We start from the raw sequence: 24,425 nt of genomic DNA, 5'->3' as shown, positions 1-24,425 counted from the left end.
GGCGCGATTGCTCCCAGCTCCAGCGTCCTACCAGCGGTAGTGAGCGAATGCCTTGTTCGACTCGGCCATCTTGTGGGTGTCTTCGCGGCGCTTGACCGCGGCACCGAGGCCGTTGGATGCGTCGAGGATCTCGTTCGTGAGACGCTCGGTCATCGTCTTCTCGCGACGGCTCTTCGCGTAGCTCGTGAGCCAGCGGAGGGCGAGGGTGTTGGCGCGGTGCGGCTTGACCTCGACGGGAACCTGGTAGGTCGATCCGCCGACGCGGCGCGAACGCACCTCGAGCGTGGGACGCACGTTGTCGAGCGCCTTCTTCAGCGTGACGACGGCGTCGGCCCCGTTCTTGGCTGCGACTCCTTCGAGTGCGTCGTAGACGATGCGCTCGGCAAGGCCCTTCTTGCCATCAAGAAGGATCTTGTTGACGAGCTGGCTGACGATGGGGGCTCCGTAGACCGGGTCCGCGATGACGGGACGCTTCGGTGCTGGTCCTTTACGAGGCATTACTTCTTGTCCTTCTTCGCGCCGTAGAGGCTACGGGCTTGCTTGCGGCCCTTGACGGCCTGGGTGTCCAGTGCGCCGCGGACGATCTTGTAGCGGACACCGGGCAGGTCTTTGACACGACCGCCACGCACGAGCACCATCGAGTGCTCTTGCAGGTTGTGGCCCTCACCGGGAATGTACGCGGTGACCTCGGTGCCGTTGGACAGCTTGACGCGGGCGACCTTGCGCAGAGCCGAGTTGGGCTTCTTGGGCGTGGTCGTGTAGACGCGGGTGCAGACGCCGCGCTGTTGCGGGTTGGCCTTCAGGGCAGGCGTCTTGGTCTTGGTGACCTTCGGAGTTCGGCCCTTGCGGACCAACTGCTGAATGGTTGGCACTACTTCTCCTATTTTCTACTGCACGGTGACAGCTTGCTTTCGCGTAGCAATCGGCGGCACCCGACGAGCGGGATTTCACCGATGTTCTTGTGGACCCACCGTCTGCGCACGCGAACGCCTGCAGATTTTTTGATGGTGGGTATGCCGTGGGAGCTGGCCCCAGAGAGGGCCGGCCCGTGGGCGTGCAAGAATGCACACACCCGAGCAATATTAGCCCGAAGTGGAGCGTCGGTCAAGCGAGGCCGAACGCTCAGAACGAGAGGAGCGACGGCGTGAAGACGACTGCTTGATCGACGATGGAGATCTCGCCCGCGGGCCGATAATTCGAGATGGTCGTTCCCGACGAACCGGGGCGACCGGCGCCGTCGACGGAATCGGCCACGACGTCGACCGTTCCGGCCGTCTCGGTGGTGACGGTCCACCCGTCTTGCGCCCATCCGCCGAACGACAGCGTAGGCCGCACCGTGAGCGACCAGCGGATGTTCGAATACGTGATGCCGTCTTGTGCGCGCGCCTCGAACCCGCAGTTGTCGGGCTTCAGGCTCGGCTGCGCCACGCATCCGTCGACGTAGGCGTCGACCGCCGACCGTGCCGCCGCCGCGCCGGCCTCGGTGAGCGTCGTCGTGACCGCCGCCGTGGCGACGCTGCCGGCCGCGTCGTCGGACAGCCCGACGACATTCGCCGTCGCGGGCTCTGCGTCGAAGAGCTCGCCTTCGTCGACGACCGCCACCTCGTAGTCGCCCGGAAAGGCGCGCAGGCTCGTGCCGCCCCCGAGATCGACGGCGTTGCCATCGATTTGGAGCGCCAGCCCGGGCGGCCCCTGCACCTGCACGTCGACCGCTCCGAGGGGCAACGGCTCGAGCTGCCAGGTGTCGAAGACGACGAACGACTTTGCGCTCTTGTTCAGCACGAACTGCTGCGTATAGCTCGTTCCGCCCTGGGTGATCTCGGCCGTGACCGTCGACGTGTCCCCGGTCGTCTTCGGCTGTGCGACCGCGAAGGCGGTGATGTGATTGGCAGAGGCGGCGTACGCCTCGTCGGTGAGCAGACCGACCGGCTCCTCCCCCATCACCGCGAGGGCTTCTTCGGCCCTGCCGTCGACGAGGTTCTGCAGAAATCTCTCGACCTGCGTGTCTGGCGCGACGCTGGCCGAGATCGACGCGCCTGCCACGGCCAGCCCGGCTCCGCCCGCAACGACGACGGCCGCCGCAATGGAGATGCCGACGATGAGTCCGGTGCGCGACTTACGGGCCGGCGGCTGCGGTGCGACATTCGGCTGCGGTGCGACATTCGGCTGCGGCTCGTAGCGCGGTGCTCCGGGGTACGGCGGGGCCGGGTGCAACTGCGGAACCGGAGGGATGGCGGACGCGCCCTCGGGCAGAGGCGGAAGGCTGTTGTCTGGCATCGAGGGCTCCTCAGTTCGAATCCCGGGATTCCATCCAAGCAGAGATCGCCCTTCTCACGCGATCGAAATCGCGAGTTCGGGGTTCAGTCCTTCTCCCAGGGCCAGGATGCCCGGCTCGGCCCCGCAGCGAGCAGTCCCAGCCCTGCAGCCGAGACGAATGCGGCCCCGATCACCACCCAGGTGTACGGAGTGGGCGCCTGAACCGCAATGACGAGCAGCAGCGCCGTGGGCCGACCCGTCGCCACGAACTGCAGGATGCCCAGGGTCGCCAGCTGCACGGCGACGGCTCCGAGGGCGAGAACGAGCGACGAGCCGAGCAGCGCGCCAACGCGTCCGGTGGTCAGCCTCGACCACCGCGGCGCCGCGAGTGCGAGGAGGACGGCGGCCGCGGCGACCGCCACCGACACGGGCACGGCTATCGGTCCGACGTCGCGGTCGGCCACCACGTCGGTTTCGGTCAGAAGGCTGACGAAGCCCCAGCCCGCCACGACGAGCGCGACGAACAGCACGGTCGCGAAGGCCGATCGGCCGTAGCGAAGACCTCGGCCGCGCATCGGGGCTACCAGGCCGGCGTACCCTGCGGCAGGGCCGTGGGGGCTTCGGCCACGGTCTTGTCGTAGTCGGCCTTGGCGGCCTGGTTGTGTTCCTTCATCTTGCGGCCCCGGGATGCGACCCAGGCTCCGGTCCAGACGGAGACCTCGCGGGCGACGATCGCGGCGGTGAGGGGCAGCGGATCCATCAGGAGCGAGCGCAGGAACTCGCCCAGCGCATCCGGCGTCATGGACCAGCCCTCGACGGCGAGGTACGCCCCCACGATCGAGCCCGCGTACACGATGGCCGCAACCACGAACCCGCCGGTGATGTACGCCCACCAGCCTGCGCGGTTGAGGATCAGCACGAGAAGGATGAACGCGATCGCGAAGAACACGACCGGAACGATGAACGCGAAATTGACCAAAAACCGCGTCAGGGTCGCCACCGCGTCGTCGACGGCCGGATTGAAGACGAAGAAAATCGACGCCACGGCCGCGTAGACCACGGCGAACGCGAGCGTTCCGAGCAGGGCGATGATCGTGCCGAAGAGGCGGTTGCCCCGCCGACCGGGCTGAGCGGGCCGAGCGGAATGAGTCATGTGCACGGGCGTCGGCGCGGCCGAGTAGATCTCGCCGCCGGGGATGCCCGACGGAGCGGAGGGGGCGGGCGGAGCGGGGATGCCCGACGAAGCGGAGGGGGCGGGCGCACTTGGCGAGCTCGCGTACTGCTGAGCCAGCGGCGCGCCCGTCGAGTGCGGGTTCATCGGAGGAACGGTGGTGCGGACGACGTAGGGGTTGGGAGCCTCCGCCTCGATGTTCTCCGCGGGCCTGGTCCAGCCGGATGCCTCGGGGCCGTCCGGGTGCTGCGGGGCGCGGTCGGGATCGTTGTTCGTGCTCATAAGGCCATCCTGCCGCCCGGGGAGGTGCTTGGCCAGCAGGCGCGTCGCAAGAGCGTGTGGGTGCGCCGGCATCAGCGCACGATGAACGACTGGCGTCCCATGCGAACGACGGCTCCGAGTGCGGCCGGATGCCGTTGTCCCGGCGCGATCGGCAGGGCCGGCCGGCCGGGCGGCACGATGGCCGTGCCGTTGCCCGAGTCGCAATCCTCGATCCACAGACCCTCGGCGTCGACCTCGAACCGCACGTGCACCTTCGACACCGATCGTGCCGGGTCGTCGACACTCACCAGCTGCAGCGTGGTGTCGCCGCGGGTGTTCTGGGGCGCGCGCCCGATGAGACCCGAGCCCACGACCGTGACGACCTCGCCCGTGCTGAACTCGAGAACGAACGATTTGGCGACATCCGGCGCAACCGGCTCGTGCCCTCGGGGCCACGGCTCGTGCCCCCGGGGCCATGGCTCGATGAACGGAATCCGCGGCGACCGCGAGTGCCACAGCCCGTCGCTCGACCGGGCAGAAAACGGAGGAAGCACGGGCTCAGCCACGACGCGCTCCTCGTCGGTCGGACGTGCTTCTGGGCGTGACGAGGGATGTGACCCGCACGGCGGCGCGGACGCGTTGCCACCGTGTGTGCGTGCGCGCCCAGGAGGCACGGAGGAGCGTGAGATCAGACCAGTATCGGTCGGCGTCGCGCCGGTCGACCCGATCATCTGAGAAGACCGCGGCATCCGCGCGTCGGGCGAGAGCATCGAGGTCGACGCCGCCCACCACACTCGCGGCTTCGTGCCTGGTCGCGGTCGGCGGCACGGGGTAGCCGTAGTCGAGACCCGCATCGACGAGCTCCTGCCAGCCCGCGGCGATGCGGGAGGCGGCATCCGAGCGCCGCCGGCGTCGTCGCCGACGCGCCAGCTTCGCCGAGGCCACGAGAATCGCCGGCGCGCACACGAACAGCAGCACCAGCGCGACGACACCGACGACGCGCACGATTCCGAGCACGCTCGGCCAGAACGTGTCGGGGTCGGGCGCGCCCTTCTCGTCGGCCTCCGGCCGGTTGGGCTCGATGGGTGTGTCATCCGCCGCAGGCGGCGGCGGGATCACGACCTGCGGCCTCGACACCTGCTGCGTCGCATCCGGCAGCGTCTCGGGAATGGCCCGGTCTTCGGGAGTCGCGTCGAGCGCGACCCACCCGTATCCCGCGAGGTCGACCTCGGCCCAGGCCGACACGTCGGAGCCGGTCACCGTGCGGGCACCCGGGGCGGGCGCGAACCCCAGAACGACCCGCGCCGGAAACCCCAGCTCGTCGGCCATGAGGGCGACGGTCGTGGCGTACTGCTCAGCGTCGCCCACCATCAGCGGCGCTGTCAGGAGCTCGGTGATCCGATCGGCGGCGTGGCCCGAGCGGCTGTACGGCCGCGATGCGTCGGTGCCGTGGCTGATGTACCCGGATGCCCGGATCGCCTCGACGACGGCCGCCAGCTTCTCACCGGGGGCGTCGAGGCCCTGGGTGTCTTGGTCGACAGCCGTGGCGATCGCCTCGGGAACGGCTCTCGGCTGCGGCACGGACGCACTGCCCGGCCGCGCGGAGAGCAGCTCGTCTCCGTCGGGGGCGGGCGGCACGATCGAGTCGATCGTGACCGTGTCGCCCTCACGCAGTCCGCCCAGCACGGTGGCCGTATTCGTCGTGCGGTTGTAGTAGTACGCGCCGGCGAGCTGCTGCGCGCGCGATCCGCCGAACCGCACGCGCTCGACATCGCCGACCGTCGGCAACCAGACTCCTCGGTATTCCGCAACGACGAACGTCGCGCTCAACGGCGTCCCCGACTCGCCCGTTCTGTCGATCGTCGACGGCACCCGGGCGAAGAAGCCCGAGTCGCTGTCGGAGGCGGCATCGCCGACGCTGTAGAAGACGCCGTCGTAGGTGTCGAGCGCGGCGAGGCGGATGCGCCCCCCGTCGGGCATGCCGGCTATCTCGAAGAGCGGCGCTCCGGCGGCCTCGGCACTCCAGTAGGAACGGAATCCGCTGAGCGGACTCGCGTAGTCACGAGGATCGAAGGGCCTCTCGACGGCCGACCTCACCACGTCGCGCGGCCCCGGCGGCGCGAAGACCCCGGCGGCCGACACGCCCGCCGGCACGGCGATCGACAGCACGATGACGGCCCCGATCAGCGGGCGCGCCGACTGCCGCCGTTCGGAAACAACGTCGGCTGCCCGAGGATCGGCCTCATTCTGCCCCGCGAGAAGGGCGATCGCCCGACGTCTCGCCCGACGTGCGCGCCAGGTCATCCACGAGATCGCGACGACGAGGAACGCGATCGACGTGGCGAACGGATTCCACGCCACCTCGGGGCCGAGGGCGAGGGCCGTGATCGCCACCCCGACGGGGAGGATCAGAGCGATCTCGCCCCGCCGCGTTCTGAGCACGAGCGAGAGCCCGAGCACGGTGCCGCCCAGCAACAGCACGAGCGCCGGCGCAAGCAGCGACTGGTAGCTGGCGACGGGGAGGTCGACGGTGACGAGCCGCTTGAACCCGAGGGCGCTGCCGACGACCAGGTCACGCACGCCGTCGAAACTCGGCAGCACCCCGAAGATCGCGCGTCCCGGCACCGCGAGCGCCACGCCGACGACCAGGAACACGCCGATGGATGCGCCGAAGACGACGTAGCCGGGCCACCTGAACTGCGCGCCCGCCCAGGCGACGACGACGCCGAGCACAAGTGCCGCGCCCGCGAGAACGATGAGGCGGGGCGTCTGGTAGATGGGCCAGAGGGTCGACGCCGCGATGCCCATCAGCGCCACGAAGAACGCGGTGTCGACCGCGGCGGAGCGCCTGTCGATCCGGGCCGCCCGCCTCACGACGCGGCCCTCGCGAGCGCTTTCTGAACGTCGTCGAGATACCCGATCGTCACGACACGCAGCTCTCCGACGCGACGCAGGCTCGGAACGATTCCCGGATTGCAGACGATGGCCAGCACCTCGACGCCGGGGGGAAAGGCGGCCGACGCGCTGCGCAGCTGCGCAGCGGTCGCCTCCGATCCGCAGACGATGATCGCCACGGAGGCCCCCGACACCGAGTCTGCGATGCCCCGGGCGAGTCCTGTGAGTGCGGATGCCCGAGGGCTGTGCTCGACGCGTGCGAGGTCGTCGAGAAGTCGTGACCTGCTGAGCGAACTCAGCCGCCGGGGCGTGTTCACGCCCCGGCGCGCGAATTCAGCCGGTTCGGCGCTGGCCAGCTCGGCGCTGGCCAACACGGACACGTCGCGTGCATCCCGGATCGCGCGGATGCCGATCGACCCGGCCACGCTGACGGCGAGCTCGAACTCCTCTTCGGAGTGGTAGTCGGCGCTGGCCAGCGACAGCGCGATGACCAGGTGACTGCGCCGCGTCTCTTCGAACTGCCGAACCATGAGCTGGCCCGTTCTGGCCGTGCTCTTCCAGTGGATATGCCGGCGATCGTCGCCCGGTGCGTATTCGCGCAGCGCGTGGAACGAGACGTCGGAATTCGTCAGGTCACGGGTCGGATTGCCCTCGAGGTCGCGGATGAGGCCGGTGCTCGTGGCGGGGATGGGAACGGTCACGGGATGCACGAACAGGTCAAGGTGCGAGGTCCAGACGTACTCGCGGCGCAGGAGCCCGATCGGGTCTGCCCGCACGGTTCGCACCGGGCCGAGACGAACGACCCCGCGTCGCGAGGTGGGCACCGAGAACTGCCTCGTCGTGCGCCCCTGCCGCGGGATGCTGCCGAGATAGAACTCGGCGAGGCCACGACCGACGGGCACCTCGCTCTTCACGGGCGGCAGACGGAACCGCGTGGGGTTGTTCACGAGAAGGGTCGCATTCACGTCATCCCCGACCACCACCCGGTCGCGGTCGAGCGAGAGGCCGACGTCGTAGGAGTTGCGGCCGAGCAGAAAGAAGACCCCGAGAAGCAGAAGGGCGAAGCTGGTGAACGCCACCGCGACGAGCTCGATCCACCCGAGCGTGTAGCCGAATGCCGCGCCGGCCACGACGACGATCGCCATCGCCAGCCCGAGGCCCGTCAGGGTGGCAGAGGTCCATCGCCAGGCGCGCTCGAGCGAGGCTCGCGCCGCGCGGACGGCCCGGAACAGGCGCACCTGGGCGCCCCTCCGCGCGCCGTCGACAGCTGCGCCGCCCGACGCCGTGCGCGTTCGGGTGTAGGCGCCGGTGCCGGTCAGTCCCGTAGCCGCGCGCTGCGTCTCGGTCGTTCCGGATGCCGCGAGCGCGCGCGCGCGACGCGCCGTTCTGCGGCCGAACGCCGTTCGGCCCGCACGCACCTCGCGCCGCGGGCGCTCGCGCCTGCCGAGGCCGTCGGCCCCGGCGGCCCTCGTGCGCCGCGCGTCGTCGCTCACGCCGACTGCGCCCTGTCGGTGGGTGGCGGAGTCTCGAGGAGGATCTGCCCGATGACACTGGCGGCGGTGACCCCGTCGAACTCGGCCTCGGGGTCGAGCACCAGCCTGTGCGCGAGCACGTTCTCGGCGAGCGTCTTCACATCGTCGGGAGTCACGAAGTGCCGGCCGTGGGCCGCGGCCCAGGTCTTCGAGGTGCGCACGAGGGCGACGGCGCCGCGCACGCTCGCGCCGAGACGCACCTCGACGGCGTTCCTCGTCGCATCCACGATGTCGGCCACATAGTCGAGAACGGCGGAACTGACGTGCACGGTGCGGGCCAGGTCGGACATCTCGACGATGTTGGCGCTCGTCGCGACCGCGGGAATGACGCTGTCGTGGGTGCGCGTCGCGGCGCCCTCGAGGATCGCGATCGTCGACGAGCGATCGGGGTAGCCGAGCGAGGCCTTCATCATGAAGCGGTCGAGCTGCGCCTCCGGCAGCCTGTACGTTCCGGCCTGCTCGATGGGGTTCTGCGTCGCGACGACGAGGAACGGCCTGCCGACGCCGTGGGTGGCGCCGTCGATCGTGACGCGGCCCTCCTCCATGACCTCGAGAAGGGCGGACTGGGTCTTGGGGCTGGCCCGGTTGATCTCGTCGGCGAGCACGATCGACGCGAAGATCGGGCCCCGGTGAAACTCGAAGACACCCTGCTTCTGGTCGTAGATGCTCATTCCGGTCACGTCGCCGGGAAGAAGGTCGGGGGTGAACTGGATGCGGCTCGACGTTCCCTGCACCGTCTGCGCCATCGCGCGGGCCAGCGATGTCTTTCCGGTGCCCGGAAAATCCTCGAGCAGAAGGTGTCCCTCGCTGAGCAGGGTCGCGAATGCCAGCTTCACGACGTGGGTCTTGCCGAACACGACGCGTTCGACGTTCGAGACGAGTCGGTCGAACACATCGGTGAACCAGACGGCCTGTTCGCGGGTCATGGTCATGGTCGCACTCCTGGTGTCATCGTTGCCGGCGCCATCAGCCGCACAGCTTGGCACTGCCTCGCTGCCGCAGCGTGTTCTGGTCGATACCGCTCGTAAAGTCTCCCCCATCGCCGATGGTGCGCACGACGACCTCCTGGCCGTCTGCAAGCGTCTCGAGTGCTGGCGCTGTGGGGTCGTCGGACCACCTCGACCACGCGCCGGGAATGCCGGCGAGGGACGACCTGAACGAGTACTCGAACGTCCATGAGACCGAGCCGGGGCTGTCGAGGGTGGCCGACACCGGCTGGCCGGCGACGCACGAGACGACCGACGCGTTCGCGTTCACGGGAACCAGCGGGGTGGAGGGCGCAGCGGCCTCGCTGCAGCGCGTCGTGCCGTCGCTCGTGATGCACGACGTGAACGTCCACGGCCCCGGCCCGGAGAGCGGTGAATTCTTCGTGACCGCGCCGCCGCCCGATACCTGGATTGTGTACTCGGACTCGTCTGTGTTCTTCAGGAGCACCGGCTCCGCAGACTCGACCGCCACCCCGTAGCGACCGTCGGCAGGCTCCTGGTACTTCACGGTCACGGTCGGCGGATCCGGGGGAACCAGCACGCGCACGCCGCCGGTCTGCGCCGACGAGCAGCCCCAGCCGTTGTCGGCGTAGACCACGTAGACGAAGCGGGATCCCACGTCGCCGTCGGCGCTCGGGAGGACGACACCGGGCGAGACGCCGGGCGTGCCGGATGCCTGGGCGCAACTCGGCACGGAGGAGTCGGCCCCGTAGCGCACAACTGAGTACCTCACGGCCGATCCGCCGTTCGCGCCGAACGCCGACCAGTCGACCCGAACGGATCCGGCATTGTCGACGATCGTCGCCGTGACCGCGGTCGCCGTGGGGCGACCAGACGCGGTGACCGCGCCCGACGTGGACCGGTTCCACGGGATCTGCCCGGGGTAGAGGGTGTCGGCGCCGTTCTCGGCCCACACCTCGGCCGTGTACTCGGTTCCGGGTGATCCCCGGAAGCGCACCGAGGTCGCCGATCGGTCGGGGGTGATCGTCGTTCCGCCGATCTGCACCTGCACGCGCTGCACCGGGCTGCCGGGCGTCGGATCTGCAATCGGTTTCCACGAGACGACCAGGTAGCCCTCGTTCGACTGCGCCGCGTCGGCGGGCTCGCGGGCGATAGTGACCTGCTGGGGTGGCGCGGGAATGTAGTCGCTGCGCATCGGGGCGCTGAGTGCGCTGGGCGCCGACTGACCATACTGGTTCACCGCAATCGAGTAGAACGTGTAGTTCTTGCCCGCCTGCAGGTCGCTGAGCAGGCACGTCGCCGAGGCGCCGCAATCTGCGGAGTAGCCGCCGTTGTCGTCGCTGCGGATGAGAAACGAGGTGATGGGGGCCCCGTTCGGGTAGGGAAGGGGAACCGCCGAGACGCTCAGTTGGCCGTTCACGAAACCGGCGCCGGTGAGAACCGGCGGCGCCGGCTGGTCTGGCGCGTCGACGACCGTGATGGTGACCGTGCCCCACGTGAAGCGCGCCGGATCTCTCGTGGCGTCGGCCACCTGGTACTGCATCGTCACCTGTCCGGCCGCCTTGAGGTCGAGCTGGGGCGAGACGGAGACCGACAGCGTGCTCTTGTCGGCGCTCGGGGTGACCTGCACGCCGGTCGGCACCGCACCCTGCACGCCGATGACAGTGAGGTTCACGTCGGGGAACGGGTTGGTCGCCGAGTCGTTCGCGAGCACCGGGATGGTGGCGGACTCGCCGCGCCGGATCGTCAGGCTGTCGGCGCCGGGACTCACGAGAGGCCGGTTCGACGTGACGACCGAGAGTCTGACCACGCCCGCCTTGCCCTCGTTCGCCGTGTCGCGCACCCCCACCGAGAACTCCGACGTGCCGCCGACCCGGGCATCCGCCGCCGCGGCGACCGTGAGCCGGGTTCCCGAGAGAGACGCCGAGAACCCCGATCCGGGCTGCGAGTTGATCGCGTAGACGAGCTGGCCGACGTCGGCGGGGTAGGGGTACTTGGTGAGCTCGTGCAGCTCGAGCACACGTTCGTCTCCGGGCTGGAGTGCGAGCTGGGCGCCCGAGAAGACGGGGGGCTGATTGTCTCGGGGCGTGACCGTGATCGCCAGAACGATCACCGCCCGCCGGCCGTTCGGGTCGTCGGAGCTCGACCCGTCTGTCACTTCGAACGACAGTGAGGCTGGCCCCCAGTAGCCGTCGCGGCTCGTGAAGCTGAGGTTCTGGGCGTCGACGACGAGGTTCGTTCCATCGGCATTGCTGGCCTTGACCGTGGCCTCGTCTGTCAGCCGCACGCGCCTGTCGCCGGCCGCGACCACATAGTCGTTGATGTCGATCGGCAGGGTGCCGCCGCTCGACACCTGCAGCGGCTTGGCCGTCGTGCGCAGTTCGGGCAACGCGTCTTCGAGGCCGGGAACCCGGATGAACGCCATGGCGTTCACGCTGGGATCGTCTGCCCTGGCGACCACGAAGGGAATGATCTGGCTCTTCTGCTGCACGGCGACACGCACCCGGTCGTTCGGCAGAATCTGCGCGGTGGTGTCGTAGCCCGCGACGAGCGTCACCGCGAGCGCATCGACATCGCCCTCGGCGTAGAAGACGCCCCGCATGACATCGACCGCCACCTCGTCTCTACCCCGGATGTCGGTCAGGCTCAGCACCGTGTCATCGGCTTCGGGGCGCACCGGCGGCGCAGCCGCATCGACGCGCACTCGAAGCCAGGCGGATGCCTGCTGGCCGGCCTCGTTCTGGATCGTGTAGAGCACCGCGTAGTCGCCCTCTTCGTCGGGCGCGCGGAACGTGATGCGGTCGCCGGACTTCGGCACCTCGGCGACCGCATCGGCCGACTCCACGCCGACGACGTCGAGTGCTTTCGCGTTCGGATCGGAGTCGTTCCCGAGAACCCGCACGGTGATGCTGTTGCCCGGCGTCGTGACGACGGCGTCGTCGACCGCGACGGGCAGGCTTGCGGTGTCGAAGCTCGGACTGATGCCCACTCGCACCACGCCGGTCGCCCGCGCCCCGAGGCCGTCTACCACCTCATAAGAGAAAGAGTCGGTGCCCTGCGACGCCGCACCGGCCGTGTACGTGACGACGTCGCCCGCGACGGTCACGTTGCCCTGCGCGGGATTCGACGCGGCACCGACCAGCCTCACCGAGTCGCCGTCGGCATCCATGTCGCCCAATGGAACCGGGATCGTGACGGATTCGCCCGCGAGCACCCGGGCGGACAGCGTCGGCGGCACCGGTGGGGCGTTGGTCTGAGCATCGGCCTCTCGCACGGCGATGCTCACCTGGGCGGTGTCGAACTGCACGTCTGCCGTGGTTGCCACACGGTAGATCGCCGTGTAGTCGCCCGGTAATTCGGGCGCCAGGTAGCGCAGGCGACTGCCGGAGACGAACAGCAGGCCCGCGCCCGAGGGCACGTTCTGCACCAGGGCGGGGTCGAGCACGAGCGGCTTGCGGTTCGGATGCCCGTCGTTGGCCAGCACGGGAATGTCGACGACCTCGCCCACGCGCACCGAGATGCTGTCGGCTGCGGCGACCGGTGCCTGCAGCCTGCTGGGCTCGGGCACCTGATAGACCGTGACGACCCCCTCGGCGCTCGAGAACCCGTTCGTCGCCGTGTAGCCGAATCGCGCGGGCGCATCGAGGGGGTTGTTGAGCCGCACACGCAGGATGCGGTGCTCGATGATCTCGACGACGACACCGGCGCCCGTCGGAACGCCGCTGACGCTCGAGATGCTCAGCACTCCCCCGGCCGGGTCGATGTCGGTGGCGAGCACATCGACCAGGTCTGTCTGCTGCTGGTACAGGAATGCCACGGTCGGCACGGTGATCGGCTTGGTCGAGGCATCCGGCGCGACCGAGATATCGACCCGGATGAGACCGGTCGCCGTCTGCTGCGCGGCGTCGGTGACCGAGTACGACAGGTAGTGGATTCCGGGCGCCTGCGCCTGGAAGCGGAACGTGCCCGTGGTGTAGTCGGGCGTGATGGTCGTCTCGGGGTAGTCGGCCACGTTCATGAGGCGGATGGCCCCCGTGCCGCCCCGTACGTGATCGAGCGGAGCGAGCCGAAGCTCCTGGCCGGTGTATCCCTGCACGAGGAAGCCGTCGGGGATGATGGCGACGGAGCCCGGTTCCGACACGGCGACCCGCACCTGGCCGGAGCCCGAGAGGGTGAAGTCGGAGACCTGAAGTCCGATGTCCTTGCTCGCCGGGGCTGTACCTCGGTCGCGAAAGTCGAGTTCGCCCGCCGGCGAGAACGACACGCGATCGGGCTCGGCCGTCTGCGCCTCTGCGAGGTACAGCGGGTCGCCATCGGGGTCGTACCAGTCGCCGAGCACGTTCGTCGTGAAGGTTCCCCCGACGGCCATGGTCGCCTGGGTCACCCTCGCCTGCACGGGCGCCGAATTCTCACCCGGCGTACGCACGGTCACGCTGACCACGCTCGAGGCGATGCCGCCACGGCCGTCAGAGATGGTGTAGTCGAACGAGAATGTTCCGGATGCCTGCGGCGTCACCGTGACCTGGAGCTGTTGCCCGGCGCTCACCAGGTCGACCCGGGCGATGGCCGGATCGACCTCGGCAACGGCCGTGATCGAGAGCACATCGCCGTTCGGGTCGTAGTCGTTCAGCAGCACGGGCAGAATGCTCGACACGCCGGGCCGGGCGCCGAGGTCGTCGACAGAGGCGATGGGCGGTTGCTGGTCTGCGACGAGCTCGGGCGGGGTGGCGTCGTCGACGATGTCTTTCTGCTGCTCGTCATCGTCGTCGTCGATCAGCTGGTTCCAGTTGTCGATGAGCCGGTTCTCGTGCTGCACGGCCCACACCCGACCGCCGCTGCGCTCGTTCAGAACGACGTAGCGCCCGTTGCTGCGGAAGGCCAGTTCGTCGTCGGCCGACACGCCGGCGAGCTGGGCGCGCACCGCATCCGACGACCCGCAGCGCTGCCAGGTCGAGCCGTCCGCCCAGGCGGCGTAGGCGCATCCGTCGTGCGCGAGCGGTTGCGCCGGCTGCCCTCGGGCGCCGTCGACGAGCTGCTCGATGGCCCCCGAGGCCGTGTCGATGCCGAGCAGCCCGCCGGTGTGAGCCAGCAGCAGGGTGGTGCCGGTCGTGCTCGAGGCGGCGAGCCGCAGCTCGGCCGACGAGCCGATGCGGTCGGAGAGGTCGATCTGCCGCCCGCCGACCACGAGTTCGCGGCTCTCGACATCGAGTACGGATGCGACGCCGCCGGTGAGCGCGACCTGCACCTCGTCGGCATCCTCGATATCGAGGTCTGCGACTGAGGTGGACTGAGGCTTGGCGCCCGACGCGAGGTCGGCCGTGACGAGTCGCAGGAACTGCCGGTCGAAGCCCACCAGTGCGCCGTCGTCGGCGACGGTCACGACGCTGCCGGCATCGAGGGAGAGTAGCGGTTGCTCCGAGGAGTCGAACGCGTCGAGCTCGGCCTGGCGTACGACCCACACCTCGCCCGTATCGCTCGAGTGGATGACGACCCGGCCGTCGGCGAGCATCACGTCGGGGTCGCCCGACGGAAGGGGGATCGTCGAGGTGACGACGGAGGAGGCGGGGTCGATCACCTGCAGGGTATTGCTCGTGTGATCATGCGCGAGCACGGTCGCACCCCGCTGCAGCACATCGATGTCGTTGCCCTCGCTCTCGACCACCGTGTTGAGCTCGAGTACGTCGGTGTTCGCGCGTCCGAGAACGTGCCGCGATCCGTTCGTGACCCAGACCGACGCGTCGTCGAGTTCGAGTTTCTGCTCGGTGTACCCCGGCGACAGCAGGGCGACGGTGAGTACGACGACGACGACGAGCAGAACGCTCACCGTCGTGATCGCCTGCGACGCGTGGGCGCGGAGCCAACGAAAGATCATCCGCCGCCCCCGGTCGAGGCGCACTTCTCGACCGAGCGGTCGCCGAGTCGTCCATCCCTCGAGACGCGCACGGTGATGCACTCGGCGACGACGGCGTCGGCCTGCACGGTGAATTCGCTCGACGACTGGGTCGAGCTCGATCCGTTCGAGGAGCGGATCACGTAGAGATCGCCGTCTCGGAGCCCCGGGTCGCGCCACGAGAACACGACGGCGTCGGCCCCTTCAGCGGCTCGGATGTCACTGACGACCGGAATCGAGGTGTTGAGCGCGCCCAGCACCAGCACTGCGGCGGCGGCGATCGCGGCGACGAGAACCACCGCGCTGCCGATGACGGCCGCGGTGACGCCGGGCCGGCGAAGCGGCTGTGCCCTGGCCGTCGTGGCCTGCCTGATCACGGTGACACTCGAATCGGTCGATTCACGGATCGCGTCTGTCTGCCGCCCACGGTGACGTACTCGCCCCCCGCCGGTGGCGCGTACGGATACGCCGCCCTGGGCGGCCTGCGTGAGAGCAGCGGGAGCCGCTCGCTGCGGCGGGCGGGCAAACGCCTCGTTCGAGATGTCGGCAGAGGTCTGCGGAAGGGACAGCGCCGACTCGATGAGCTGCAGCCCGCGCACGACCTCGAGCACGCTCGCCGGGCGCGCGGAGGTGTTCTTCGACATGCACGACGCGAGGAGCCTCTCGAGCTCGGCCGGAACATCCGGCCGGCCCGTGACCGGCACCCGGTCTCGACCCACGATGCGGCGCTGCAGGTCGTCGCGGGTGTTGCTCGTGCCGGGATACTCGAACGGGCTGCGACCGGCGAGCATCGAATACAGCGTGGCGGCCAGCGACCAGACCTCGCTTTGCACGGACCCCCGCGTCTCGGACTGCAGCACCTCGGGCGCCGACCAGGGCACGCTCATGCCTTCGGCCTCGTCACGGTCGGCCTCCGCGACGGTGGCCGCGATTCCGAAGTCGGCGAGAACGGGATGGTTGTACTGCGTGAGCAGGATGTTCGACGGCTTGATGTCGCGATGCAGAAATCCGAGCCGATGAGCGCTCTCGAGCGCGCTGCCGATCTTGACCCCGGCGGTCAACACCTCGGCCACGGGAATGCGCTCGGTCTTGTACCTCGTGCCGAACGACGAGGGGCAGTACTCCATGACCAGGTACGGTCGACCGTCGGGTGCGATGCTCGCGGCGTGCACGGTGACCACAGACGGATGCGTCGCCAGCTGCGACATGAGGTTCGTTTCAGAGAGGAACATGGCGCGCACGCTGGTGCTCGCCACCCCCGGCAGCAGAACCTTGACGGCGACGTCGGCTCGGGGCAGCGCCTGTTCGTAGAGGAACACGTCGGCGAAGCCGCCCTTGCCCAACGCGCGCAGATGGGTGTAGCCCGCGAGGACAGGAGGCTGTGACGGCAGCCTGCGAGCCATGGGCGTTCCTCTGTTCGGGACGGGTGCGGGGTGGAGCGAACACGCCCCTGCTATCCCCCCGAAAAGTCGTCCCTCCACTGTACATAGGCCGTCACGGCACACGTCCACCCCTCGACCCTGTCGGGGGTGCCCCCAATCAGGGTGACACGCGTCCGTCGTAGCGAGGCAGTGTGGTATCGAGCTCGGCCTCATCGTCGGCTCGAATGACCTCGACGACCACGGTGGTCACGTTGTCGCGACCCCCGGCGGCGAGGGCCGCCTCGAGCAGCAGCCCGGCGGCGTCATCGGCGTCGGTCGCCTCGGTCAGAAGCAGACGGATGAGGCCGAAGTCGACCTCCTTGGTCAATCCGTCGGAGCAGATGAGCAGCCGGGCACCCTGCGTCACCGGAATGAACCACAGATCGGGCACCGGGTTCCTGCCGAAACCCACCGCTCGCGTGATGATGTTGCGGTTCGGGTGCGACTCGGCCTCGAGCGCCGTGATGCGTCCGGAGTCGACCATGGCCTGCACAGCGGAGTGGTCGACCGTCAACTGGGTGAGCACGCCGTCGACGAGCGAGTAGACGCGGGAGTCGCCGATGTTGAAGACGGCCCAATAGGGCATCTGCGCCTGCAGGGTCAGGGCGATTCCGGCGACGGTCGTTCCGGCCCCCGGTCGTGCTCCTGCTCTGTCGTAAACGCCGACGATCTCGCCGATGTCGGCGCTGGCCCGCCTGAGTGCCGCGGTGATCTCGTCGGTCGACGCGAAGGCTCCCTCGAGCCGCTCGGCCAACCGCGCGACGACTGCGGCGCTTGCCTCGTCGCCGGCCGCGTGCCCTCCCATGCCGTCGGCGACAGCGAAGACGGGTGCGACGGCCAGAAAGCTGTCCTGGTTCTCGGCGCGCTTCAGGCCTGTGTTCGTCTGGGCGGCCCACGACAACCCGAGGTGGCCATCGGCTCCGGGCAGCGCGACGGTGACCACGCCGACGGCCGAGGCTGGGGCGCTCACCACGCCGAACCGGTCGTGTTCCCTGAGCCCGTTCGCGCGATGCCGATCGGAGCGACAATCTCGAGAACGATGTCATCGCCCAGATCGAGCAGTGTTCCCGCGGCGACGACCCGGGAGGCGCCGGGGCTGAGCAGCGACTGCGCCGCGCCGGGCACGCTCACCCTGGTTCCGTTCGTCGATCCGAGGTCGCGCACCACGACGGCGCGACCCTCCTGCTGAAGCTCGAGGTGGGTCGAACTGACCTCCCGCCTCGGGGAGGCCACAGCGACGAGTTCGGGCGCGACACCGGATGTGATGCGCGGGCTTTTCGGGGATCGGCCGACGTAGACGGGTCGGTCGAGTGCCACGATGCGCCCGTCGGGAAAGGACACCGCGATAGTGCCGACGGACTCACCGGATGCCTCGGCAGGCTCGACGCGCGTGCGCCGGGAGCGCATGGGAGAGAGCCCGGCATTGACGTGCGCACTCGCCGGCACGCTCGGGATGGCGGGCAGTGGGGGACGGTTTCTGCCGGCGCCGATGATGGTGTCGGCCGACGCATCCGGATCGTCGACGTCGACGCGGGTCGCCGGCGCCTGCCCCAGAATGGTGTCGTCTATCGGTTCGTCGTCGGGTTCGTCGCGGGGTTGGTCGCCCGACAGCGCGAACGCCGGCTGGCCGAGAATGGTGTCGTCGATGTCGTTCCCCGCGCGGGTCAGCGCGCGGGGTTGCACGTCGCCTGCGCCGACGATGCCATCGGCGTGCGCAACGGTATCGTCGTCGTCGCTCGGTGCAGCCTCGAGTTCGATCGAGGTGACCCCGCCGACAATCTCGCCGACGCGCACCCAAACCGGCCCCGCGGCATCCTGCAGCCAGACGTGCACCGTTACCTCGGCGCCGACCATCAGCTGAACGGCGCCGTCGGACGACCGCCGGAGTTGGCTCGCCTGCGGATCGGTGACGTCGGCATATACGTGGAGCGATACCGGTGCATGCCACTCGACGCGCGTCACTCGAGTACCCACGTGAACTCCCACTCCGCCGCCGTCGACGGTCGTCATCGCCTGCCGTGCCACAGCCTATTACGGTCGGGCCCGTGTCGGCTGCGGCTCCCGCCTTCATGCTGCACGCCCGCGAAGACGGGAAGAGCCCCTCACCGCGAACGGCGAGGGGCTCTTCTGTCGTGGCCTGTGCCTACTAGTTGTAGGTTCCCGGGGTGTAGTCGTCGCTCGAGAAGCTGTCGAAGTCGACGAACGACAGGTCGGCCTCGGAGAACGACGCGTCATCGGTGAAGATGCGGTTCGGGTAACGCTCCGCCTTCGCCTCATCGGTCGCCTCGACGGCGACGTCGCGGTACCGCGGCAGTCCCGTTCCGGCGGGGATGAGCTTTCCGATGATGACGTTCTCTTTCAGACCCATCAGCGGATCGCTCTTGCCCTCCATGGCGGCCTGCGTGAGAACACGCGTGGTCTCCTGGAAGGACGCGGCGCTCAGCCACGACTCGGTCGCCAGCGACGCCTTGGTGATACCCATGACCTCTTGACGTGCGGATGCCGTCTTCTTGCCCTGGGTGAGCGCCTCGCGGTTGAGCGTGTTGTAGCGCGCCCGGTCGACGAGCTCGCCCGGCAGCAGGTCGGTGTCACCGTGCTCGACGACAGTCACCTTGCGGAGCATCTGACGAACGATGACCTCGATGTGCTTGTCGTGGATGGGGACACCCTGCGAGCGGTAGACGCCCTGGACACCGCCGACGAGGTGCTTCTGCACCTCGCGCACACCCTTGACGCGCAGAACCTCTTTCGGGTCGACCGCGCCGATGATGATCTGGTGTCCGAGCTCGACGTGCTGGCCGTCTTCGATGAGAAGCGTGGAACGCTTCAGCACCGGGTAGGCGATCGGCTCGTCGCCGTTGTCGGGCGTCAGGATGACCTTGCGGCTGCGATCGGTGTCTTCGATGTGCACGCGGCCTGCGGCTTCGGCGATCGGGGACGCACCCTTGGGGGTACGAGCCTCGAACAGCTCCTGCACACGGGGCAGACCCTGCGTGATGTCATCTGCGGATGCGGAACCACCGGTGTGGAAGGTACGCATCGTCAGCTGGGTTCCGGGCTCACCGATCGACTGGGCCGCGATGATGCCGACTGCCTCGCCGATGTCGACGAGCAGGCCCGTGGCGAGCGAGCGGCCGTAGCAGGCAGCACACACACCGACGGCCGACTCGCACGTGAGAACGGAGCGCACCTTGATGATGTTGACTCCGGCCGCAACCAGCTTGTCGATCAGAACGTCTCCGACGTCGTCGCCGGCCTCGGCCACGACAGTGCCCTGGGCGTCGACCGCGTCGGCGGCGAGTGACCGGGCGAACACCGAGTTCTCGACGTTCGGGTCCTTGGTCCAGGTTCCGTCGGCGCCCTCGATCGCGATCGGAAGATCGAGACCCTTGGTGGTGCCGCAGTCGTCTTCACGGATGATGACGTCTTGCGACACGTCGACGAGACGACGCGTGAGGTACCCCGAGTCGGCCGTACGGAGGGCCGTGTCGGCCAGACCCTTGCGGGCACCGTGCGTCGCGATGAAGTACTCGGCGACCGAGAGTCCTTCGCGGTAGCTCGAGATGATCGGGCGAGGGATGATCTCACCCTTCGGGTTGTTCACGAGGCCCCGCATACCGGCGATGTTGCGCACCTGCAGCCAGTTACCACGAGCACCGGAGGTCACCATGCGGTTGATGGTGTTGTCTTTCGGGAAGTTGTCGCGCATGGCCTGTGCGACCTCTTCGGTTGCCTTGGTCCAGATCTGGATGAGCTCCTGGCGACGCTCGAGGTCGGTCGTGAGACCCTTCTCGAACTGGCCCTGCACCTTGGCGGCCTGCTTCTCGTAGCCCTGAACGATCTCGCGCTTGTTCGGCGGAGTCAGGATGTCGGAGAGCGCCACGGTGACACCCGAACGGCTGGCCCAGTAGAACCCGGCGTCCTTGATGCGGTCGAGCGATGCGGCGACCTCGACCTTGGGGTAGCGCTCGGCGAGGTCGTTGACGATCTCCGAGAGCTGGCCCTTGTCGGCCACGGCCTGGATGTACGGGTAGTCGGCCGGAAGCGCCTCGTTGAAAAGCGCGCGACCCAGCGTGGTCTCGACGATGACGGGGCCGTCGACGTAGTCGGCAGGGCCCTCGTTCTCGCCGAAGTGCACGTCGTGCAGACGGATCTTCACGGGTGCGTTGAGGTCGAGCGACTTCTGGTCGTGCGCCAGGATCGCCTCGGCGACCAAGGAGAACGCGCGGCCTTCGCCGGTGGACCCTTCTTTGACCGTGGTGAGGTGGTGCAGACCGATGATCATGTCCTGGGTGGGCAGGGTCACCGGGCGGCCGTCGGACGGCTTCAGGATGTTGTTCGACGCGAGCATCAGGATGCGCGCCTCGGCCTGGGCCTCGACCGACAGCGGCAGGTGCACGGCCATCTGGTCACCGTCGAAGTCGGCGTTGAACGCCGCGCAGACGAGCGGGTGCAGCTGGATGGCCTTGCCCTCGACGAGCTGGGGCTCGAAAGCCTGGATGCCCAGTCGGTGAAGCGTCGGTGCGCGGTTCAGCAGAACGGGGCGCTCGCGGATGATCTCCTCGAGCACGTCCCACACCTGCGGACGGCTGCGCTCGACCATGCGCTTCGCGGCCTTGATGTTCTGAGCGTGGCTCAGGTCGATCAGACGCTTGATCACGAACGGCTTGAACAGCTCGAGTGCCATCTGCTTGGGCAGACCGCACTGGTGCAGCTTGAGCTGGGGACCGACGATGATGACCGAACGACCGGAGTAGTCGACGCGCTTTCCGAGCAGGTTCTGGCGGAAGCGACCCTGCTTTCCCTTGAGCATGTCGCTCAGGGACTTGAGGGCGCGGTTGCCGGTACCGGTGACGGGGCGTCCACGACGACCGTTGTCGAACAGGGCGTCGACGGCCTCTTGCAGCATGCGCTTCTCGTTGTTGACGATGATCTCGGGAGCACCGAGATCGAGCAGGCGCCGCAGACGGTTGTTGCGGTTGATGACCGACGGTAGAGGTCGTTCAGGTCGCTCGTTGCGAAGCGGCCACCATCGAGCTGCACCATTGGGCGCAGCTCCGGCGGAATGACCGGAACGACGTCGAGCACCATGGCAGCCGGCGAGTTGCCGGTGGCGAGGAAGGAGGACACCACGCGCAGGCGCTTGATGGCACGGATCTTCTTCTGGCCCTTGCCCTCGGCGATCTGCAGGTGAAGGTTCTCACCCTCGGTCACCAGGTCGAAGGCCTCGAGGCGCTTCTTGATGGCCTCGGCACCCATGTAGGCGCTGAAGTACTGGCCGTAGCGGTCTTGAAGCTCGTGGAAGACGGCGTCTTCGGGCTTGAACTCGCCGACCTTGAGGCTGCGGAAGTCCTCCCACACGCGCTCGAGCTGGCCGATCTGCTCGTCGTAGGCCTTGCGGGTCTGTCCCATCTCCTTCTCGGCGGAGTCCTTCGTGCGACGCTTCTGGTCGCTCTTGGCTCCCTCGGCCTCGAGGGCGGCGAGGTCGGTCTCGAGCCGCTGGAGGCGGTTCGCGATCGTGGAGTCGCGCTGGTCGGACAGGGTCTTGATCTCGAGGCGGAGCTCGTTCTCAAGGCCGGGCATGTCTTCGTGGCGCGCATCCTCGTCGACGGAGATGATCATGTACGCCGCGAAGTAGATGACCTTCTCGAGGTCTTTCGGCGCCATGTCGAGCAGGTAGCCCAAGCGCGACGGAACGCCCTTGAAGTACCAGATGTGGGTGACGGGCGCGGCGAGCTCGATGTGGCCCATGCGCTCACGACGAACGGAGGACTTGGTGACCTCGACGCCGCAGCGCTCGCAGACGATTCCTTTGAATCGCACCCGCTTGTACTTGCCGCAGGAACACTCCCAGTCACGGCTCGGCCCGAAGATCTGCTCTCCGAAGAGGCCGTCCTTCTCGGGCTTCAGCGTGCGGTAGTTGATCGTCTCCGGCTTCTTTACCTCACCGTGTGACCACTTGCGGATATCGTCTGCCGTGGCGAGACCGATGCGCAGTTCGTCGAATGTTGTAACGTCCAGCAATGTTTTCTCTTCTCCTGAAGGGTGCGTCAGCTAAGTAACTAAGCCGGTCTAGATGTCGTCGATCGACGACGACTCGAACCGGGTGGAGATGTTGATGCCGAGCTCTTCAGCGGCACGGAAGACCTCGTCATCGGTGTCGCGCAGGCTCACTGCCGTTCCGTCGGCCGAGAGAACCTCGACGTTCAGGCACAGCGACTGCATCTCCTTAATGAGCACCTTGAAGCTCTCGGGAATCCCGGGCTCCTGGATGTTCTCTCCCTTGACGATCGCCTCGTAGACCTTGACGCGGCCGAGGATGTCGTCGGACTTGATGGTCAGGAGTTCTTGCAGCGCGTATGCGGCTCCATAGGCCTCGAGAGCCCAGACCTCCATCTCACCGAAACGCTGACCACCGAACTGCGCCTTACCACCCAGCGGCTGCTGCGTGATCATGGAGTACGGACCCGTCGAACGCGCGTGGATCTTGTCGTCGACGAGGTGGTGCAGCTTCAGGATGTACATGTAACCGACCGAGATGGGCTCGGGGTACGGCTCACCGGAGCGGCCGTCGAAGAGACGGGCCTTTCCGGAGGAACCGATGAGACGGTCGCCATCACGGGTCGGGGTCGTCGAGTCGAGCAGACCGGCGATCTCCTCTTCGAACGCACCGTCGAAGACGGGGGTCGCGACCTTGGTGTTCGGCGCGGCCTTGCGGGCCTGGTCGGGCAGCCCGGCAGCCCACTTGGGCTTGCCTTCGACCTCCCAGCCCTGCTTGGCGATCCACCCGAGGTGGGTCTCGAGAACCTGGCCGAAGTTCATTCGACCGGGGATTCCCAGCGGGTTGAGCACGATGTCGACCGGGGTTCCGTCTTCGAGGAACGGCATGTCTTCGACCGGAAGGATCTTGGAGATGACGCCCTTGTTGCCGTGACGACCGGCGAGCTTGTCACCCTCGGTGATCTTGCGCTTCTGTGCGATGTAGACGACGACACGCTGGTTGACGCCCGAACCCAGCTCGTCGTCGTTCTCGGCCGAGAACTCCTTGACGGCGATGATCGTGCCCTGCTCGCCGTGGGGAACCTTCAGCGACGTGTCGCGAACCTCGCGGCTTTTCTCGTTGAAGATGGCGCGCAACAGGCGCTCCTCGGCGCTGAGCTCGGTCTCGCCCTTCGGCGTGACCTTGCCGACGAGGATGTCGCCGGGGCGGACCTCGGCACCGATGCGGATGATGCCGCGCTCGTCGAGGTCTGCGAGCAGTTCAGGCGAGACGTTGGGGAGGTCACGCGTGATCTCCTCTTTACCCAGCTTCGTGTCGCGCGCGTCGACCTCGTACTCCTCGATGTGGATAGAGGAGAGCACGTCGTCTTTCACCAGGTTCTGGCTCAAGATCATCGCGTCTTCGAAGTTGTAGCCCTCCCACGGCATGAACGCCACGAGCAGGTTTTTGCCGAGCGCGAGCTCGCCGTTCTCGGTGGCGGGACCATCGGCCAGGACCTGGCCGACCTCGACCCGCTCGCCCTCGGCGACGATCACGCGGTGGTTGTAGCTCGTGCCCTGGTTGGAGCGGTCGAACTTGCGCAGGTAGTAGTCCTCGGTTCCGCCCTCGTCGAGCTGGATCGTGACGACGTCTGCCGAGACCTCGGAGACGACACCGGCATTGAGCGTGGTGACCACGTCTCCGGCGTCGATGGCCGCGTAGCCCTCCATGCCGGTACCCACGAGCGGGCTCTCGCTGCGCAGCAGCGGAACGGCCTGGCGCTGCATGTTCGCACCCATGAGGGCGCGGTTCGCATCGTCGTGCTCGAGGAACGGGATGAGACTGGTCGCGACCGACACCATCTGGCGCGGAGAGACATCCATGTAGCCGATGTCCTCGGCCGGGAACAGGTCGACCTCTCCGCCCTTGCGGCGGGCGAGGACGCGCGCCTCTGCGAAACGCGCGTCGCCGGTGAGCGGCGCGTTCGCCTGGGCGACGATGTACTCGTCTTCTTCGCTCGCGGTCAGGTAGTCGATGGTCGCCGTGACCACGCCGTCGACCACGCGACGGTA

At 68.2% G+C, this 24,425-nt stretch carries 14 protein-coding genes and 1 pseudogene; all 15 read right to left on the bottom strand.

Going from position 1 to position 24,425, the window contains the following annotated elements:
• Nucleotides 1-27: 27 nt before the first annotated feature.
• Nucleotides 28-498, bottom strand: coding sequence for a 30S ribosomal protein S7 (rpsG, locus tag ACE5CZ_RS04400; RefSeq protein WP_055927045.1), 471 nt, complete (start codon nucleotides 496-498; stop codon nucleotides 28-30).
• Nucleotides 498-872, bottom strand: a complete 375-nt coding sequence (gene rpsL / locus ACE5CZ_RS04395) for a 30S ribosomal protein S12 (RefSeq protein ID WP_055927044.1) — start codon at nucleotides 870-872, stop codon at nucleotides 498-500. The genes rpsG and rpsL overlap by 1 nt, the downstream gene beginning before the upstream one ends.
• A gap of 250 nt (nucleotides 873-1,122) precedes the next feature.
• Nucleotides 1,123-2,277 (bottom strand): hypothetical protein, encoded by a 1,155-nt coding sequence (locus tag ACE5CZ_RS04390; RefSeq protein WP_374946136.1) that lies wholly within the window; start codon nucleotides 2,275-2,277, stop codon nucleotides 1,123-1,125.
• An 83-nt stretch (nucleotides 2,278-2,360) separates the two neighbouring features.
• Nucleotides 2,361-2,831: a hypothetical protein gene (locus tag ACE5CZ_RS04385; protein ID WP_374946135.1), complete on the bottom strand. Its 471-nt coding sequence runs from the start codon at nucleotides 2,829-2,831 to the stop codon at nucleotides 2,361-2,363.
• 5 nt (nucleotides 2,832-2,836) lie between these two features.
• A complete protein-coding gene (locus tag ACE5CZ_RS04380; RefSeq protein WP_374946134.1) occupies nucleotides 2,837-3,709 on the bottom strand; it encodes a hypothetical protein in 873 nt (290 codons plus the stop codon).
• A gap of 71 nt (nucleotides 3,710-3,780) precedes the next feature.
• Nucleotides 3,781-4,254, bottom strand: coding sequence for an FHA domain-containing protein (locus ACE5CZ_RS04375; RefSeq protein WP_374946133.1), 474 nt, complete (start codon nucleotides 4,252-4,254; stop codon nucleotides 3,781-3,783).
• Nucleotides 4,247-6,562, bottom strand: coding sequence for a transglutaminase-like domain-containing protein (locus ACE5CZ_RS04370; RefSeq protein WP_374946132.1), 2,316 nt, complete (start codon nucleotides 6,560-6,562; stop codon nucleotides 4,247-4,249). Before ACE5CZ_RS04370 ends, ACE5CZ_RS04375 begins: the two co-directional genes overlap by 8 nt.
• Nucleotides 6,559-8,076 (bottom strand): DUF58 domain-containing protein, encoded by a 1,518-nt coding sequence (locus ACE5CZ_RS04365; protein ID WP_374946131.1) that lies wholly within the window; start codon nucleotides 8,074-8,076, stop codon nucleotides 6,559-6,561. The genes ACE5CZ_RS04370 and ACE5CZ_RS04365 overlap by 4 nt, the downstream gene beginning before the upstream one ends.
• Nucleotides 8,073-9,047 (bottom strand): AAA family ATPase, encoded by a 975-nt coding sequence (locus ACE5CZ_RS04360; RefSeq protein WP_374946130.1) that lies wholly within the window; start codon nucleotides 9,045-9,047, stop codon nucleotides 8,073-8,075. The genes ACE5CZ_RS04365 and ACE5CZ_RS04360 overlap by 4 nt, the downstream gene beginning before the upstream one ends.
• 34 nt (nucleotides 9,048-9,081) lie before the next feature.
• Nucleotides 9,082-14,934 (bottom strand): Ig-like domain-containing protein, encoded by a 5,853-nt coding sequence (locus tag ACE5CZ_RS04355; protein ID WP_374946129.1) that lies wholly within the window; start codon nucleotides 14,932-14,934, stop codon nucleotides 9,082-9,084.
• Nucleotides 14,931-16,355, bottom strand: a complete 1,425-nt coding sequence (locus tag ACE5CZ_RS04350; RefSeq protein WP_374946128.1) for a serine/threonine-protein kinase — start codon at nucleotides 16,353-16,355, stop codon at nucleotides 14,931-14,933. Before ACE5CZ_RS04350 ends, ACE5CZ_RS04355 begins: the two co-directional genes overlap by 4 nt.
• A gap of 136 nt (nucleotides 16,356-16,491) precedes the next feature.
• Nucleotides 16,492-17,343: a PP2C family protein-serine/threonine phosphatase gene (locus ACE5CZ_RS04345; RefSeq protein ID WP_374946127.1), complete on the bottom strand. Its 852-nt coding sequence runs from the start codon at nucleotides 17,341-17,343 to the stop codon at nucleotides 16,492-16,494.
• Nucleotides 17,340-18,383: an FHA domain-containing protein gene (locus ACE5CZ_RS04340; protein WP_374946126.1), complete on the bottom strand. Its 1,044-nt coding sequence runs from the start codon at nucleotides 18,381-18,383 to the stop codon at nucleotides 17,340-17,342. Before ACE5CZ_RS04340 ends, ACE5CZ_RS04345 begins: the two co-directional genes overlap by 4 nt.
• Nucleotides 18,384-18,519: 136 nt before the next feature.
• A pseudogene (locus tag ACE5CZ_RS04335) lies at nucleotides 18,520-22,397 on the bottom strand (DNA-directed RNA polymerase subunit beta').
• Between the two features lie 48 nt (nucleotides 22,398-22,445).
• Nucleotides 22,446-24,425: DNA-directed RNA polymerase subunit beta (locus ACE5CZ_RS04330; protein ID WP_374946125.1), on the bottom strand; the 1,980-nt coding region annotated here is incomplete at its 5' end.

Source organism: Agreia sp. (assembly GCF_964263775.1).
In the GTDB taxonomy this organism is placed as follows: Bacteria; Actinomycetota; Actinomycetes; order Actinomycetales; family Microbacteriaceae; genus Agreia.
The sequence above is the reverse complement of the archived record's forward strand: the minus strand, read 5'-3'. Positions and strand labels throughout refer to the sequence as shown.